Source organism: Arthrobacter sp. NamB2 (assembly GCF_005281365.1).
Classification (GTDB): Bacteria; Actinomycetota; Actinomycetes; order Actinomycetales; family Micrococcaceae; genus Arthrobacter_D.
Genome location: NZ_SZWI01000004.1, coordinates 274,932 through 290,490 on the forward strand (window position 1 = coordinate 274,932; position 15,559 = coordinate 290,490).

Below are 15,559 nucleotides of genomic sequence, written 5' to 3' on the forward strand. Positions count from 1 at the left end.
GAGGAAGAGGCATGCGAGCCAGCGACCGCGCGTACTTCCTCCTCCGCTCCGACATCGTCGAGTGGCGCCTGGCGCCCGGCGAGCTGCTGGGCGAGGTCGAACAGTCGGCCCGGCTCGGCGTGTCGCGGACCCCCCTGCGCGAGGCGCTGTCACGACTGATGGCCGAAGGACTCGCCGCTCCCCACGCGGGGCGCGGGGTGGTCGTCTCGCCGATCTCGCTCGAAGCGGTCACCGACCTGTTCCACGTGCGACTTCCGCTCGAATGCGCAGCGGTCCGGCTCGCGGCCGTGCGCGGGAACGGGGGCGCCTTCGCCGCCCTCGCCGAGGAATTCGCTGCCGCCGGCCGCCTCATCGAGGACGACGACGGTGGACAGGACGCGTACTACGCGCTCGTCGCTCGGCTGGACCAGGAGATCGACGACGCCGCCCGCAACGCGTACCTCCTTCAGGCACAGAAACCGATCCGCACCCATCTGGCGCGCGTGCGGAGGCTCGCCCGGAACGACCAGGACCGCCTTCTCGCCTCCGCCCGGGAGCATGAGCAGATCGCCCTCGCCCTGGCTGCGTCGAACACCGAACTCGCCGAAGCCGCCATGCGGGTACACCTGCTCAACAGCCTGCAGCATCTGCTCGCCCCCCATCACGGGCACCACCCGCCACCGAACCATCGAGAGGAACACCATGGTTGAACACCATCCCGTCCGCGTGCACCGGAGCGAGGAGAACCTGCCGAGGACCGGCCAGCTCGCCTGGAAGATCGCGGAGGTCGCCACCGATCCCGTCGAGGTCCCGGCCGACGTCATCGACATGGTCGTCAACCGCATCATCGACAACGCATCGGTGGCCATCGCCTCGCTCAACCGGGCACCCGTCGTCGCTGCCCGGGCCCAGGCCCTAAGCCACCCGGTCTCCGCGCACGGTGCAGGTGCCTCGGTGATCGGCGTCGACTCCCTCGTCTCGGCGGAATGGGCAGCATGGGCTAACGGGGTCGCTGTTCGTGAGCTCGACTACCACGACACGTTCCTCGCCGCGGACTATTCCCACCCGGGCGACAACATCCCGCCGATCCTCGCTGCTGCGCAGCATGCCGGCGCGTCCGGCAGGGATCTCGTGCGGGCGATCGCGACGGGCTACGAGGTCCAGGTGGATCTCGTCAAGGCCATCTGCCTGCACAAGCACAAGATCGACCACGTTGCACACCTCGGCCCGTCCGCCGCCGCCGGCATCGGCACGCTGCTCGGTCTGGACCCGAACGTCATCTTCCACGCCGTCGGGCAGGCCCTGCACACGACGACGGCGACCCGGCAGTCCCGCAAGGGCGAGATCTCGACCTGGAAGGCCCACGCCCCCGCCTTCGCGGGGAAGATGGCCGTGGAAGCGGTCGATCGGGCGATGCGCGGACAGACGTCCCCCACACCCATCTACGAGGGCGAGGACGGAGTCATCGCCTGGCTCCTCGACGGTCCCGAGGTCACCTACCACGTGCCCCTGCCGGCAAAGGGAGAGCCCAAGCGCGCCATCCTCGACACCTACACCAAGGAGCACTCGGCCGAGTACCAGGCGCAGGCGTGGATCGACCTCGCGCGCCGTCTCAACAGCGCGCACCCCGAGGCCACGAACCCGGACGACGTCGTGTCCATCGTCATCCACACCTCCCACCACACGCACTTCGTCATCGGGTCGGGCGCGAACGATCCCCAGAAGTACGATCCGACGGCTTCGCGCGAAACCCTCGACCACTCGATCCCCTACATCTTCACGGTGGCTCTCCAGGACGGCCGCTGGCACCACGAGGACTCGTATGCCCCGGCGCGGGCGGCCCGCCCGGACACCGTCGCGCTCTGGCGGAAGGTGACCACCGTCGAGGACCCGGAGTGGACGCGCCGCTACCACTCCCTCGATGTCGCGGAGAAGGCGTTCGGCGGCAGGGTCGAGATCACCCTCACGGATGGCTCGGTCATCACCGACGAGATAGCCGTCGCGGATGCCCACCCGCTCGGCGCGCGACCGTTCGCCCGGGCCGATTACGTCGCCAAGCTGCGGATGCTGGCGAAGGGTGTGGTCGACGACGCCGAGCTGGACCGCTTCCTCGGTGCCGTCGAGCGATTGCCGGACCTGCCCGCGGGCTCGCTCGGACAACTGAACATCGTTGCCCGCCCCGGCGTCATCGATGCGGCCGCCGCGCCGCAGGGACTCCTGTAGGGGCGCGCCGTGCTGTATTCGAGCGTCACTCCCGAACAGAAGCGCCGTGACCTCAGGAACGGGCTCGCATCCGGGCGCCTCCAGCAGTTCCCGGGCGCCTTCAATCCTCTGTCCGCCCGCCTCATCGGTGACAAGGGCTTCGACGGCGTGTACATCTCCGGTGCCGTGATCGCGGCGGACCTCGGTCTGCCGGACATCGGCCTGACGACCCTGACGGAGGTGGCGCACCGAGCCGGACAGATAGCCCGTATGACGGACCTGCCGTGCGTCGTCGACGCCGACACCGGGTTCGGCGAGCCCATGAACGTCGCCCGCAGCGTGCAGGAACTCGAGAACGCCGGGCTGGCCGGGTGCCACATCGAGGACCAGTTCAATCCGAAGCGCTGTGGCCACCTCGACGGCAAGAACGTCGTCGACCTCGATACCGCGGCGAAGCGTATACGCGCGGCTGCCGATGCCCGCCGTGATCCGAACTTCCTCATCATGGCCCGCACCGACATCCGGGGTACCGACTCGCTCGAAGCGGCACAGGAGCGGTCCCGCGCCCTGGTCGACGCGGGTGCAGACGCGATCTTCCCCGAGGCGATGCGGAGCCTGGACGAGTTCCGGGCCATCCGGGACGCCGTCGACGTGCCGATCCTCGCCAACATGACCGAATTCGGCAAGAGCGAGCTCTTCACCGTGGACCAGCTCGAGGCGGTGGGGGTCACCCTGGTGATCTATCCGGTCACCCTCCTGCGCAGCGCGATGGGCGCCGCCGAGCGTACGCTGGACTCGATCAGGGCCCACGGGACGCAGGAACCGGCCGTGGGTGAGATGCAGACGCGCAGCCGGTTGTACGAGTTGGTGGACTACGAGGGGTACAACCGCTTCGACTCCTCCGTCTTCGACTTCGAGGTGCCCGACGGCCGTCGGCGCGACCACGGGGGTGAGCGCTAGGTTCCCCCCGCTCGGACCCCATCCGCAGGACGATCTCCAGGAGGAACAGCCGTGACAGAACCAGCGATCCACAAGGGCCTGGCGGGAGTCGTGGTGGACTACACCGCCATCTCGAAGGTCAACCCCGACACCAACTCACTGCTCTACCGGGGGTACCCCGTGCAGGAGCTGGCCGGGCACCGCGACGTCGAGGACGTCGCCTACCTGCTGTGGAACGGCGAGTTGCCCGATGACTCCCAGCGCCGCGGCTTCGATGCCTTCGAGCGCGCGCACCGTGCGCTTCCCGGGCACGTGGTAGCCGCGATCGACCTGCTCCCCGTGACCGCGCATCCCATGGACGTCGCCCGTACCGCCGTCTCCGTGCTCGGCGCGAGCCACCCTCTCGCGGGGGACAACTCGGTCGAGGCGAACATGGAGAAGGCCGCGACGCTGTTCGCCACGTTCCCCGCCGTCGTCGCCTACGACCAGCGACGACGCCGCGGCCAGGCGCTCGTGGAGCCCCGGGGCGATCTCGGCTACTCGGCCAACTTCCTATGGATGACCTTCGGCGAGGAGGCACCGGTCGAGGTGGTCCGGGCCTTCGACATCTCGATGGTCCTGTACGCCGAGCACTCGTTCAACGCGTCGACCTTCACCGCGAGGGTCATCACATCGACCCTCTCCGACCTGCACTCCGCCGTCACCGGCGCGATCGGAGCGCTCAAGGGCGCCCTGCACGGCGGTGCGAACGAGGCCGTCATGCACACCTTCGAGGAGATCGGCATCCGGAAGGACGAGACCTCCGAGGAGGCTGCCGCCCGTGCAAAGGCCTGGATGAAGGACGCACTCGCGTCCAAGAAGAAAGTGATGGGATTCGGCCACCGTGTCTACAAGAACGGCGACTCCCGTGTGCCGACCATGAAGTCCGCGCTCGACGCCATGATCGAGTACTACGGGCGCAGCGAGATTCTCGGCCTGTACTCAGGGCTGGAGACCGCCATGGACGAGGCGAAGGGCATCAAGCCGAACCTCGATTACCCTGCCGGTCCTACCTATCACCTCATGGGGTTCGACACGGAGATGTTCACACCGCTCTTCATCGCCGCGCGGATCACGGGCTGGACGGCGCACATCATGGAGCAGGTGGCGTCGAACTCGCTCATCAGGCCGCTCAGCCTCTACAACGGTCCCGACGAACGGCACGTCGGCGACTGAGGCCGAAGCGGCTGCCGTGCCTCGTCGTGTCGCCCCGTGCCATCAGCGCAGGACGGCGCTCGCGACACCCTCGTTGTCCCGCTCCATCTCGATGTGCGCGTCGACCGGTCGACCGTCCAGCAGTGTCGGGAGCCAGTAGGGGGCGTCCCTCCACATGGCATCCCAGGGGATCGCCCCGACACCGTACCAGTGCGGTTCGATCTCCTCGCTCGCCGTAGGATCCGCGGAACCCGCGTCGGCCGTGAAGAGGAATGCCGTCATGTTCCAACTCGGCTGATCAGGGAAGGACCAGCTGACACGGCCGGCGTGGTGCAGTGCGTCCGGAACGAGTTCGATCCCGCTCTCCTCCGCGACCTCGCGCACTGCAGCTTCGACCGCTGATTCCCGCCCGTCGATCTTCCCGCCCAGTGCTACGACCCTGCCGGTTCCGAAACCCGTCCTCTTCAGCCCCAGGAGCACGCTCCTCTCCGGCTCCTCGTCGACGCGCCTCCTGCTGCGGAAGAGGAAGCACAGGACCACGCACCGGTATGCGGTGCCGTCGATGGTCATCCACTCCCCCGGACGCTCCAGACTCGGCTCCGGATTCGGCTCGGGATTCGACTCGGGATTCGACTCGGGATTCGGCCCGGGATTCAGCTCGGGCGCAGGCTCGGGCGCGCCGGGCTTTGAGGACACGTCAGGCACGCGCCCTCGGGTGAGCCGCCGCATACACTTCGCGCAGCGTGTCCGCCGTGACGAGCGTGTAGACCTGTGTGGTCGTGACGGACGCATGCCCGAGCAGTTCCTGCACCACCCGCACGTCGGCACCGCCTTCGAGCAGGTGCGTCGCGAAGGAGTGCCTGAGCGTATGCGGAGAAACCTCCCGCGACACACCCGCCCGCTCCGTCGCCGTCTTGAGGATGGTCCACGCGCTCTGTCGGCTGAGGCGTCCCCCGCGCATGTTGAGGAAGAGAGCCGGACCGCCCTTGCCTTTCGACGCGAGCGCCGGGCGGCCCTGCACCAGGTACGCATCCACAGCCCGCGCCGCGAAGGATCCGACCGGGACGAGCCGCTCCTTCGACCCTTTCCCGGTAAGGCGGACGACAGCGGGACCGTCGGGATCACCGCCTGCGATGTCGTCGACGTCGAGGCCAACGGCTTCACTGATCCTGGCTCCGGTGGAGTAGAGGAACTCCAGCAGCGCACGGTCACGCAGTCCCGACGGCGTTGCGGTGTCCACCGATTCGAGGATTCGCACCACCTCGGGAACCGGGATCGCCTTCGGCAGGCGCCGGCCGGCCATGGGCGGATGCACATCCCGGGCCGGGTCGCCCTCCGTGAGGCCCTCGAGCGCCCAGAAGCGATGGAGACCACGGACGGCCACCACAGTTCGTGCGGCGGACCGGGGACTCAGGGCAGAAGAGCCGTCGTCTCCGGACACGACGGCCTGCGCGAAGGCCGACACGTCATGGCGGGAGATCTGAGCGGGTTCCTCCACACCGCGCGCCGCCAGGAATGCTCCGTATCGTCGCAGGTCGCGCCGATAGGCCGCGAGCGTGTTCACCGACAGCCCCCGTTCGACGGACATGTGCTGCAGGTAGTCACGCAGGAGGACGGCCAGGGGTCCGTCCTCCTGCGTGCGCGCCGGATCCGGCAAGACGATCAGTCCTCGAGTACGGCGCCGTGCGGCCAGGACGAATGCTGGCTGGGGTGCTCGGGCCACGGTGTCATGGCCGGACGGAGGTCCACGAACCCGTTCTCGCGGGCCACGCGTGCGGCAAGGATCGCCGCGACCGCCGAAGGACTGTGGATGCGTCCTTCGAGCACTGCGTCCACGGCGGCGTCGAGGTCCACCCACTTCAGCTCGATCTCCGCCTCCTCGTGCGTCCGCGTGTGCCGGTCCGCCTCCGGAACCTGACCGACGCCCCGCGCGAGGTACACGCGCAGTGCCTCCGAGGATGAACCGGGAGACAGGAAGAGATCCACGAGGACGTGCCAGTGGCGTGCCGTCAGGTCCGCTTCCTCGGCGAGCTCGCGCGCAGCGGCATCGACGAAGTCCTCACCCTCCTCGTCGAGCAGACCGGCCGGGATCTCCCACAGCGCCATCCGGACCGGATGACGGTACTGCCGCAGCAGCAGGACCTGTCCGTCGTCGTTCAGTACCAGAACCGCCACGGCCCCCGGATGCTGGATGAAGTCGCGAGTGATGGCCTCGCCATCATCCGTCAGGACGAACTGCTCGCTGACGACATCCCACACCCGACCCTCGTAGACCGTGGTGGTCCCGAGGAGCCGTCGTGGGCTCTGCTCATCACCGAAGGCGGCGGTGTGGGGGGTGGAGGTGTCGTGCCCGGACAGCTCCACCGTCAGACCTTCGCGCCGCGGCGCTCGAGGGCCGCCTTGACGAGCCCCGCGAACAGGGGATGCGGCCTGGTCGGGCGCGAGCTCAGCTCGGGGTGTGCCTGGGTCGAGACGTAATAGGGGTGGACGTCCTTGGGCAGCTCGGCGAATTCGACGAGCTTGCCGTCCGTCGTCGTACCCGAGAAGACGAGTCCCGCCGCGGCAATCTGCTCACGGTACTCGTTGTTCACCTCGTAGCGGTGGCGGTGGCGCTCGAACACGGTGGTCTTGCCGTACGTCCCCGCGATGACCGAGCCCTCCTGGAGCTTCGCCTCCCAGCGGCCCAGGCGCATCGTGCCGCCCATGTCGCCCTCGCCGGCGACGATCTCGAGTTGCTCAGCCATCGTGGCGATCACAGGGTAGGCGGTGTCGGGCTCGAACTCGCTCGACGAGGCGCCCTCGAGTCCGACGACGTTCCGTGCGTACTCGATGACCATGCACTGCAGTCCGAGGCAGAGGCCGAGGGTAGGGATCTTGTTCTCGCGCGCATAGGTGAGGGCTCCGAGCTTGCCCTCGAGGCCCCGGATACCGAAGCCGCCCGGGATGCACACCGCATCGACACCGTCGAGTGCCTTCTTCGCCCCCTCGGGCGTCTGGCACTCGTCCGACGGCACCCACTTGATCGTGACTTTCGCCTTGTTCGCGAATCCACCCGCGCGCAGCGCCTCGGTCACGGAGAGGTACGCGTCCGGCAGGTCGATGTACTTGCCGACCAGCGCCACCTCGAGGTGGTGCTTCGGGTTGTGCACGGCTTCCAGGAGTTTGTTCCATTTGGTCCAGTTGACGTCCTTGAACCGGAGGTCGAGCGCCTGGACGATGTACGCGTCGAGGCCCTGGGCGTGCAGCGTCTTGGGGATGTCGTAGATGCTCGGCGCATCGGCGGCATTGACGACGGCATCGATGTCGACGTCGCACATGCGACCGATCTTCTCCCGCATCGCCGCCGGGACCTCGCGGTCGGAGCGGATCACGATGGCGTCCGGCTGGATACCGATGGAGCGCAGCATCGCGACGGAGTGCTGCGTGGGCTTGGTTTTCAGTTCCTGCGAGGGGCCGATGTACGGAACGAGCGAGACGTGCAGGAAGAACACGTTGTTCCTGCCGACGTCCTGGCGGACCTGGCGAGCCGATTCGAGGAAGGGCTGCGACTCGATGTCGCCGACCGTTCCGCCGATCTCGGTGATGATGACGTCGGGGGCTTTCTTGCCCGGCGAAGGCTCCGCCGGCAGGCGCATGCGCCGCTTGATCTCGTCCGTGATGTGCGGGATGACCTGGACGGTATCGCCGAGGTACTCGCCGCGGCGCTCCTTGGCGATGACGGTCGAATAGACCTGTCCCGTGGTCACGTTGGCGGACCCGTCGAGGTTCTCATCGAGGAACCGTTCGTAGTGGCCGATGTCGAGGTCGGTCTCGGCGCCGTCGTCCGTCACGAATACTTCACCGTGCTGGAAGGGGTTCATGGTGCCGGGATCGACATTGAGGTAGGGATCAAGCTTCTGCATCGTCACGGAGAGGCCGCGCGCCCTCAGGAGGTGACCCAGGCTGGATGCCGTCAGTCCCTTGCCGAGTGAGGAGGCCACGCCGCCAGTCACGAAGATGTGCTTGGTCGTTGCGGATTTAAGGAACCGGGAGTTTAGTTGCTGCGCCACGGAATTCGAGCTTATCACCGAGCGCGGGTGCGGGCCGCATCGGCGAGGAGTTCCTCCGCGTGGGCACGGGCCGAGGCGGAGTCCTCCTGGCCCGCGAGCATCCTCGCCAGCTCGCGCACGCGCTCGTCATCAGGCAGGACCTCGACGTCGCTGGCGGTCACTCCCCCTCCGTCGCCGTCCCTGGACACGTTCTTGGTGACACGGATGTGCCGCGCAGCGAAAGCCGCGACCTGCGGCAGATGGGTCACCACGATGACCTGGACGTGCTCGGCCAGCATGGCGAGCCGACGGCCGATCTCGACGGCGGCCTTGCCGCCGACACCGGCGTCCACTTCGTCGAAGACGAAGGTGGGTACGGGATCGACTGCCGCGAGCACGACCTCGATGGCGAGCATCACTCGGGAGAGCTCACCGCCGGAGGCTCCCTTGCCCAGCGCGCGTGGCGCGGAGCCCGGATGCGGCTGCAGGTTGAAGGCGATGTCGTCGGCGCCGTGGAGTGTCAGCGACTCCGCCGGCGTGACCTCGATCAGGAGCTGGGCGTCCGGCATCGCGAGCGCGGTGAGCTCGTCGCTGACTCTTTCCGCCAGGCTTCCCGCCGCCGCACGCCGCAGCGAGGACAGCGCGTCGGCCCGTTCGTGCACCTGCCGGTCCAGGTCCTCGATGACCTCGTCGAGCTCCTCCACCCTGGACGAATCGCTGCTCAGCTCGAGCAGGCGCTTGACGGCATCCTCCTGCCAGGCCAGCACCTCATCGATGGAGGGTGCGTACTTGCGCACGAGGACGGACAGGGCCGCGCGTCGGGACTCGACCTCCTCGAGCCGGCCCGCGCCCTCTCCGTCGAGTGCTGCGCCGTAGCCGGCCAGGTCGGCCGAGATGTCGGCCAGAAGGTATCCGACCTCCGCAAGGCGTCCAGCGAGCGTGCCGAGGTCGGCGTCGTGCTCGGCCACGGCCTCGAGCTGTCGCTTCGCCTCGTCGACGAGCGACACGGCATCCGCACTGGTACCGATGTCCTCGGAGACGAGCGCCTGATGGGCGACGAGGGTGGCCGTGCGGAGCTCCTCCAGGTTGCCCAGGCGCATCGACTCCGCCTTGAGTACCGCGTCCTCCCCCGGTTGTGGGTCGATCTCCCCGATCTCCGTGAGCGCAGCCTCGAGGCCCTCGGCCTCGCGTAGCCGCTCGCGGGCCTCGCTCCTCAGCCGGTCGCGCTCGGCAAGCGCATCGCGCCATCGGTGAAAAGCGTCCTCATACGCCCCCAGGGCCTCCTCGACGGCCTTGCCGCCGAACTTGTCGAGCGCCTGCCGCTGGGCGGGCGCGCCCTTGAGGCGCAGCTGGTCCGATTGCCCGTGCACGACGACGAGTTCGTCACCCAGTTCGGCGAGGACGCCCACGGGAGCTGCGCGACCACCGACATAGGCGCGGCTGCGGCCCTCGCTCGTCACGGTGCGTGCGAGGATCAGCTCGGCGACGCCGTCGTACTCCTCGAGGGTCGCCCCCGCCTCCGCGGCCCTGATGGCCGCCGGACTTCTCGGGTCGAGGCGCAGAACCGCCTCCGCGGACGCCGATTTGGCATCGAGACGGACGGCTCCGGCATCCGACCGCGCACCGCGCAGGAGCCCCAGTGCCGTGATGACCATGGTCTTGCCCGCGCCGGTCTCGCCGGTGACGACCGTCAGTCCCGGGCCGAGGCTGAGCGTGGCGTCGGTGATGACCCCGAGGTCGCGGATGCGCATCTCCTCGATCACAGCGACCGACCGTCCTGGTGTTTCACGGGTCCGCGCCAGCCTTGGATGGGTAGTTCGAACTTCCGCACGAGCCGTTCCGAGAACGGCGTCTGGTGGGTGCGGGCCAGACGCACCGGGTGCTCCGAACGACGGACTTCGACCCGCGCACCGGGTGGCAGGTCGATGCTCCTGCGTCCGTCGCACCAGAGCACGCCCGAGGCGTCGGTGCGAGTCAGGAGTTCGACGGCGAGCACTGAGGTGGGTGCGACGACGAGGGGCTTCGCGAACAGGGCGTGGGCGCTGATGGGCACCATGAGCAGCGCCTCCACCTCGGGCCAGACGACAGGACCGCTGGCCGAGAACGCGTACGCCGTCGACCCTGTCGGAGTCGCGAGGACCACACCGTCGCACCCGAAGGAACTGACGGGACGGCCGTCCACTTCGATGACCACCTCGATCATGCGCTCACGATTCGCCTTCTCGACGGCGGCCTCGTTGAGGGCCCAGCTCTGCCCGAGCAACGCTCCCCCGTGCCAGACGAGGACGTCGATGGTCGTCCTCTCCTCGACGGTGTAGCTGCGGTCCGCGACCCAGCGCACGGTCTCCTCGAGATCGGCACGCTCGCTCTCCGCGAGGAATCCCACGTGCCCGAGGTTGACACCGAGCAGGGGAATATCAGCTTCCCGCACGAGCTCGGCCGCGCGCAGGATGGTGCCGTCGCCGCCGAGGACCATGACGAGTTCGACGTCGCCGAACCCGACACCGTCACCCAGCACTTCGGCAGGCGCGGCGAGCGCCCCGTACTCCCCCTGGATGTCCGCGAGCTCCTCCTGACGCATGACCGGCTGGAGCCCGAGGTCATGGAGGCGTGTGCACGCTTCCTGCGCGGCGATCATCGCGTTCCTGCGGCCGGTGTGCGCGAGCACCAAGATTCTTCTACTCATCAAGCTCCGTCTGATCGGTTGGGCGGCGTAGCGGAGGGAAGAGGGCGCCCTCGTCGAGTACCTGATCCGTCAACCGGTCCAGCTCCCCTTCGATCCTAGGCATCAATCCCGCCCTCGGCACCCTTATCCACACGAAGTACTCCAGGTTGCCGTCCTGGCCCGGCAACTCGCTCAGGGCAAGCCCGACGACGTCCAGTCCACACCCGAACGCGCTGCGGAGCACACCGGCGACGGCTCGCCGGCGGGCCTCGGGCGACGTGACGACGCCGAGCCGGTTCAGGCCGCTCCGCCCGACCTCGAACTGGGGTTTGACCATTAGCAGCAGGTTCCCGCCGGGCTGCGTGACCGAAGCGAGGGCACCCATGACCAGCCGCAGGGAGATGAAGGACAAGTCAGCGACAGTGAGCTCGACCTGCCCGCCGACGTCGGCGGCCTCGAGATGGCGCACGTTCATCCCCTCGAAGACGTGTACCCGCGGGTCCTCGCGCAACTGCTGCACGAGCTGGCCGTGTCCGACGTCCACTGCCGCGACCTCCCTCGCCCCCCTCCTGAGCAGTACATCCGTGAAGCCCCCGGTCGACGCGCCCGCGTCGAGGCACCGCTTGTCGGTGGGATCCACCTGGGGAAAGGCACGGAGGGCGCCGTCGAGCTTCGTTCCTGCGCGGCTCACGTAGTCCTCGCCGCGATCCTCGATGTCCAGCCTGTCCTCCTGGGTGACCGGAGCGGAAGCTTTCCGTGCCACCGCCCCTTCCCGGAGGACCCGCCCGGCCGCGATCAGCTGGGCAGCGTGGGAACGGGACCGTGCGAGCCCGCGGGCGACGAGCTCCTGATCAAGACGCGGCATGGGCTCCTGCCTGTCGGAGCTTCTGCTCCGGGTTCAGTTCGCCGCTCAGGCGTTCATGGACGGCAGCGTACACACCGGCGTGTTCCGGAACCGGAAGAGTGTCGAGAGCGTCGAGGACCGCGAGGATGGAATCGATCCGGGCATCCCCCGTCGAGGACGCAGCCGTTCCGGGCTCGGCCGCTTCGCCCTCCAACTCGTCCATCACCGTTTGTCCTTCCTGATCTACCGACGCTCCCTGAGTCCTTGCACAGCTTATCCAGCCGTTTCGAACACGATCTCCGGCGTGCTGTCCTGCGCCGGGGCGGGGTTCGCGTCCCACCACGCGGCGCAGGCCGCACGCCAGCTGTCCAGGGAGTCCTCGCGACCGCTGATGGTCACCGTCGACCCGGACACCCGCGCATCCGCGGCACCGCAGGTGAAGGTTCCGCCGTCGGCCGTCACCGACGGGTAGCACTCGTAGAGCTCCGCCAGTGAGCCGATGAGGTAATCCGGCCGCTCGTCGACCCGGGCGACCAGGGCCGTGCGGACCGTGTCGACGCCCGTGAGGACGAGCGCCGTCGCCATGCCCGCGCGGTTGCCGCCGAGGATATCCGTGTCGAGGCGGTCCCCGACGACCAGGGCACGGGTTACACCCGAGTGTCGTGCCGCTGTCTCGAACAGCGCCGCTTCCGGCTTTCCGGCAACCAGCGGCGACTTGCCTGTGGCTGCTGCGACAGCCGCGACGAGCGTCCCGTTCCCCGGAGCGATCCCGCGCTCCTGCGGAATCGACATGTCGGTGTTCGTCGCTACCCAGACCGCACCAGCGGTGACGGCGTAGGCGGCCTCGGCGAGATCCTTCCAGCCGAGAGAAGGAGAGAATCCCTGGATGACGGCGTTCGGCCGTTCGTCCGCGGAGGGGACGACGACGAGCCCCTGCTCCCTGACGACGTCCGCAAGGGTCTCACTCCCGACGACGAGCACCGAAGAACCGGGGTCAACCTGTCCTGCGAGCAACTCCGCCCCGGCCAGTGCGGATCCGAAGACCTGCGCCGCGCTGGCCGGCGCCCCGAGCTCGCGAAGGTGGGCCGCGACCTGCGCCGAGGAACGCGACGCGTTGTTCGTCACGTAGGCCAGGCTCTTACCCTCACCTGCAAGTTTATCGAGGGCGGCGGTTGCGCCGTCGATGGCACGCGGGCCGGCATAGACCACGCCGTCGAGGTCCGCGAGCACGCCGTCGAAACGATCGATCAATCGCTCAGTCATCAGCGGGTTCTTCCTTGCTGGCCTTGGCCTTGCTGATCCGGGTGCGCTTCGGAGCCGGCGGAGCTGCTTCGTCCTTCGTGTCCTCAGCGCCCGCGGCGCTCCCTGCCTCCGCATCCCCGGGCTCGATGTCGGCCGCGCCGGCCTCGTTCATGCTGAAGAGCATCTCCGTCTGGAGCGGCTCAACCTGCGCCGAGGACTCCGCGACAGGCTCAGCTTCATCAGGCGCGGCTCCTTCAGACACCGCTCCTTCAGACACCGCTCCTTCAGCGGGAATACCCGGTGCCGCAGACGCCTCAGGCGCTTCGCCTTCAGACACGGCGCCTGACTGCGCCTTCTCGGACGTGGTCACATCAGGCGCGCTTGCGTCACCCTCGAGCCCGAGGACGACGGAGTCGGCCACAGGCTTCGTCGCTGCATCCACCGCGTCTACGTCCGCGCCTTCAGGCTTGGATTCCTCGCGCACGTCCCCCGAACCCTCCTTCGACTCTGCCGTCGAACCTGATCCGGCCTCGGAGCTCACCTCGGAGCTCGACCCCGATTCCGCAGCGGCGGACGAACTCGCGGTCGGAGCCGCCTGTGCGCCGAGGAGGTCGGCGACCTTGGGCACCTGGACCGGAGCTGGGTCCTCGTCCTCGCCGAGGTCGATGATGTCCGGCTCCAGATCGTCGTCGATCCCGAGCGCCTTCTCCGCTACCAGAGCCTGACGACGCCACTTGTCCGACTCGTCCGACCGCCCGACGGCGTCCAGCGCATCGGCGTATGCACGGAACAAGCGCGGGCTGAACGTGAATGCTCGATGCAGGTCCAGTTGTGGAATCTCGAGAGCGGCGACGGCGGCGTCAAGCTGCCCGAGATCGGCCCGTGCACCGGAGACGACCATTGCCAGCTCTGCTTTCCCTGCAGCGTCCAGCGACTCTGCTTCTTCGCTACGTGCCAGGTCAAGTGCCCTGTCTGGCCGGCCGAGCCCTCGCTCGCAATCCGCCATCACCGGCAGGTGCACATTCGATCCACTGATCCTTCGGAAAGTCCGGAACTCACGCAAGGCTTCGCCGTAGTGGCCCGCTGCATAGGCGGTCAGGCCCACCGCTTCGCGGACCGCCGCGAGGCGCCCCCCGCGACGGCTTGCCGCGAGGGCATGCTGGAACGCCAACTCGGGATCGAGGTCGATGAGCCGACCCGCCATGACGAGGTGCTTCGCGACCCATACGGCGCTTCGCTCCTCCAGGTTGCGGACCTGCGCGCGCGTGACCCGGTCGAGCTCGTCACCCTTGACGTCCTCGTCGATCTCCGGGGACCGCTCCCGGTCCGGCCGATTCGCGCTCCGGAGGTCGCGGGCATTGTGCGGACGCTCCGCTGCTGCCGCAGTGTCGTCCCGGCGGCTTCCGTATCCGCGATCACTCGTCCTGCTGTCACCGCCGGATGCCCCGTCCCGACGTTCCGTGGGACGACGGAAGGAGCCACTACGCTTCGGTGCACGCCGTTCACTTCCCGATCGCCCCTCAACGGATGCGGAGCGGGACTGCCAAGGACGCTCGCGGCCACCATCGGCGCCGCCTGAGGCCGTCGCGTTTCGACCGGGGAACCTGGACTGTTTGTCCGAAGCGGAACCAGATGCCGAGCCTCCACGAGACGCGGAGCCGCGCAACTGGGCACCGCGGCTGCCCTCTCCGCCTCGCACCGGCCGTTCCGTCGACCCAGATGCCGGCCGGCCGCCGTCCCGGCCTGATTGACCAGTCCGACGCTGGCCAGTACCGCCATCTCGCTTGTCACCGAACCGTTCACCGCGAGCGGAGGACGAGCGCCCACGCTCGCCGCTCCGTCCCTCCTGCTCAGAACGTGCCTCGTCACGACCCCCACCACGAACATCGGACTGCCCATCCCTACGGGCCGTGCGACCGCTTGCGGGGCGCCCTCCGGTGCTCGACCCCCGGAAAGGCCCTTCCGAGCGAGCACCGGGCCGCCCATCGGTGGACGTCCCACGCTCGCCACCGGTCTGGCTTCCCGTACGACCACCCCCGGAGAATCGGTCGGCACGATCGCCGCGCTCCTCAGAATCCCTCCGGGGAGCAGAGGAGTCCGGCGCAGCGGACTGCCGCCCTGACTTCGAACCCCAGGAATGACGACGACCGGTGTGGCTGGACCCTTCCTGACGATCGCTGCCTGCGCTTTGCGCCCGGCGGGGCTCCCCGTCTCGTCCAGCGGTGTGCTCCTGCTCAGCCATGGCAGCGCGGTCCTCTCGTCAGGTGCCGGCTCATCATCGCCGGCTGGTCTCTATTTTGCTGTGGGTACTCTCCATCTATGGAACCACGAAGCCCGGTCGCCCGAAGCATCGCGCACTCGGCATGCGGAGGAATGTGATGGATAGCTCCACCAGGGCCCACTCGTTCAACAACCGGCTGATCGCGGACGTGCAACTCTAGGCGTTGCGTGCAGCTGCTGCGGGTG

At 68.4% G+C, this 15,559-nt stretch carries 14 protein-coding genes; 4 read left to right on the forward strand and 10 right to left on the reverse strand.

Going from position 1 to position 15,559, the window contains the following annotated elements:
- The first annotated feature begins 11 nt into the window (after positions 1–11).
- From FDK12_RS09920 to FDK12_RS09935, 4 genes are read left to right on the forward strand one after another with little or no spacing between them, the layout of a single operon-like run.
- Positions 12–689 carry a GntR family transcriptional regulator gene (locus FDK12_RS09920; protein ID WP_137369408.1) on the forward strand — a complete coding sequence of 226 codons (678 nt, stop codon included), beginning with the start codon at positions 12–14 and terminating at the stop codon, positions 687–689.
- A complete protein-coding gene (locus FDK12_RS09925; RefSeq protein ID WP_137369409.1) occupies positions 682–2,202 on the forward strand; it encodes an MmgE/PrpD family protein in 1,521 nt (506 codons plus the stop codon). The genes FDK12_RS09920 and FDK12_RS09925 overlap by 8 nt, the downstream gene beginning before the upstream one ends.
- Positions 2,203–2,211: 9 nt before the next feature.
- Positions 2,212–3,141 (forward strand): methylisocitrate lyase, encoded by a 930-nt coding sequence (gene prpB / locus FDK12_RS09930; RefSeq protein ID WP_137369410.1) that lies wholly within the window; start codon positions 2,212–2,214, stop codon positions 3,139–3,141.
- A gap of 51 nt (positions 3,142–3,192) precedes the next feature.
- Positions 3,193–4,335, forward strand: coding sequence for a bifunctional 2-methylcitrate synthase/citrate synthase (locus FDK12_RS09935; RefSeq protein WP_137369411.1), 1,143 nt, complete (start codon positions 3,193–3,195; stop codon positions 4,333–4,335).
- 42 nt (positions 4,336–4,377) lie between these two features.
- Here the strand turns inward: FDK12_RS09935 and FDK12_RS09940 are convergent, their stop codons facing one another.
- Genes FDK12_RS09940 through FDK12_RS15240 form a run of 10 tightly spaced genes read right to left on the reverse strand, consistent with a single transcriptional unit; the run spans position 4,378 to position 14,297 of the window.
- Positions 4,378–5,010, reverse strand: a complete 633-nt coding sequence (locus FDK12_RS09940; RefSeq protein ID WP_137369412.1) for an 8-oxo-dGTP diphosphatase — start codon at positions 5,008–5,010, stop codon at positions 4,378–4,380.
- 1 nt (position 5,011) lies between these two features.
- Positions 5,012–5,971 carry a site-specific tyrosine recombinase XerD gene (gene xerD, locus FDK12_RS09945; RefSeq protein ID WP_223263213.1) on the reverse strand — a complete coding sequence of 320 codons (960 nt, stop codon included), beginning with the start codon at positions 5,969–5,971 and terminating at the stop codon, positions 5,012–5,014.
- A 5-nt stretch (positions 5,972–5,976) separates the two neighbouring features.
- Positions 5,977–6,672 (reverse strand): NUDIX domain-containing protein, encoded by a 696-nt coding sequence (locus FDK12_RS09950; protein WP_137369444.1) that lies wholly within the window; start codon positions 6,670–6,672, stop codon positions 5,977–5,979.
- Between the two features lie 8 nt (positions 6,673–6,680).
- Positions 6,681–8,381, reverse strand: coding sequence for a CTP synthase (locus tag FDK12_RS09955; protein WP_137369413.1), 1,701 nt, complete (start codon positions 8,379–8,381; stop codon positions 6,681–6,683).
- On the reverse strand, positions 8,378–10,105 hold the full coding sequence (gene recN, locus FDK12_RS09960; RefSeq protein ID WP_137369414.1) for a DNA repair protein RecN: 1,728 nt from the start codon (positions 10,103–10,105) through the stop codon (positions 8,378–8,380). Before recN ends, FDK12_RS09955 begins: the two co-directional genes overlap by 4 nt.
- Entirely contained in the window at positions 10,102–11,028 is a 927-nt protein-coding gene (locus tag FDK12_RS09965; RefSeq protein WP_137369415.1) for an NAD kinase, read from the reverse strand. Before FDK12_RS09965 ends, recN begins: the two co-directional genes overlap by 4 nt.
- On the reverse strand, positions 11,021–11,872 hold the full coding sequence (locus FDK12_RS09970) for a TlyA family RNA methyltransferase (RefSeq protein WP_137369416.1): 852 nt from the start codon (positions 11,870–11,872) through the stop codon (positions 11,021–11,023). Before FDK12_RS09970 ends, FDK12_RS09965 begins: the two co-directional genes overlap by 8 nt.
- Positions 11,859–12,074, reverse strand: coding sequence for a hypothetical protein (locus FDK12_RS09975; RefSeq protein ID WP_137369417.1), 216 nt, complete (start codon positions 12,072–12,074; stop codon positions 11,859–11,861). Before FDK12_RS09975 ends, FDK12_RS09970 begins: the two co-directional genes overlap by 14 nt.
- A 50-nt stretch (positions 12,075–12,124) precedes the next feature.
- Positions 12,125–13,114 carry an HAD-IIA family hydrolase gene (locus FDK12_RS09980; RefSeq protein ID WP_189636318.1) on the reverse strand — a complete coding sequence of 330 codons (990 nt, stop codon included), beginning with the start codon at positions 13,112–13,114 and terminating at the stop codon, positions 12,125–12,127.
- The gene (locus FDK12_RS15240; protein WP_223263214.1) at positions 13,107–14,297 is read right to left on the reverse strand and encodes a hypothetical protein; all 1,191 of its coding nucleotides are present in this window, start codon (positions 14,295–14,297) and stop codon (positions 13,107–13,109) included. The genes FDK12_RS09980 and FDK12_RS15240 overlap by 8 nt, the downstream gene beginning before the upstream one ends.
- Between the last annotated feature and the right edge of the window lie 1,262 nt (positions 14,298–15,559).

Coding starts and splice junctions, on each gene's coding strand:
- FDK12_RS09920 (WP_137369408.1), top strand. CDS start 12: ATGCGAGCCAGCGACCGCGCGTACTTCCTCCTCCGCTCCGACATCGTC.
- FDK12_RS09925 (WP_137369409.1), top strand. CDS start 682: ATGGTTGAACACCATCCCGTCCGCGTGCACCGGAGCGAGGAGAACCTG.
- FDK12_RS09965 (WP_137369415.1), bottom strand. CDS start 11,028: ATGAGTAGAAGAATCTTGGTGCTCGCGCACACCGGCCGCAGGAACGCG.
- FDK12_RS09970 (WP_137369416.1), bottom strand. CDS start 11,872: ATGCCGCGTCTTGATCAGGAGCTCGTCGCCCGCGGGCTCGCACGGTCC.
- FDK12_RS09975 (WP_137369417.1), bottom strand. CDS start 12,074: ATGGACGAGTTGGAGGGCGAAGCGGCCGAGCCCGGAACGGCTGCGTCC.
- FDK12_RS09980 (WP_189636318.1), bottom strand. CDS start 13,114: ATGACTGAGCGATTGATCGATCGTTTCGACGGCGTGCTCGCGGACCTC.
- FDK12_RS15240 (WP_223263214.1), bottom strand. CDS start 14,297: ATGGCGGGTCGGCTCATCGACCTCGATCCCGAGTTGGCGTTCCAGCAT.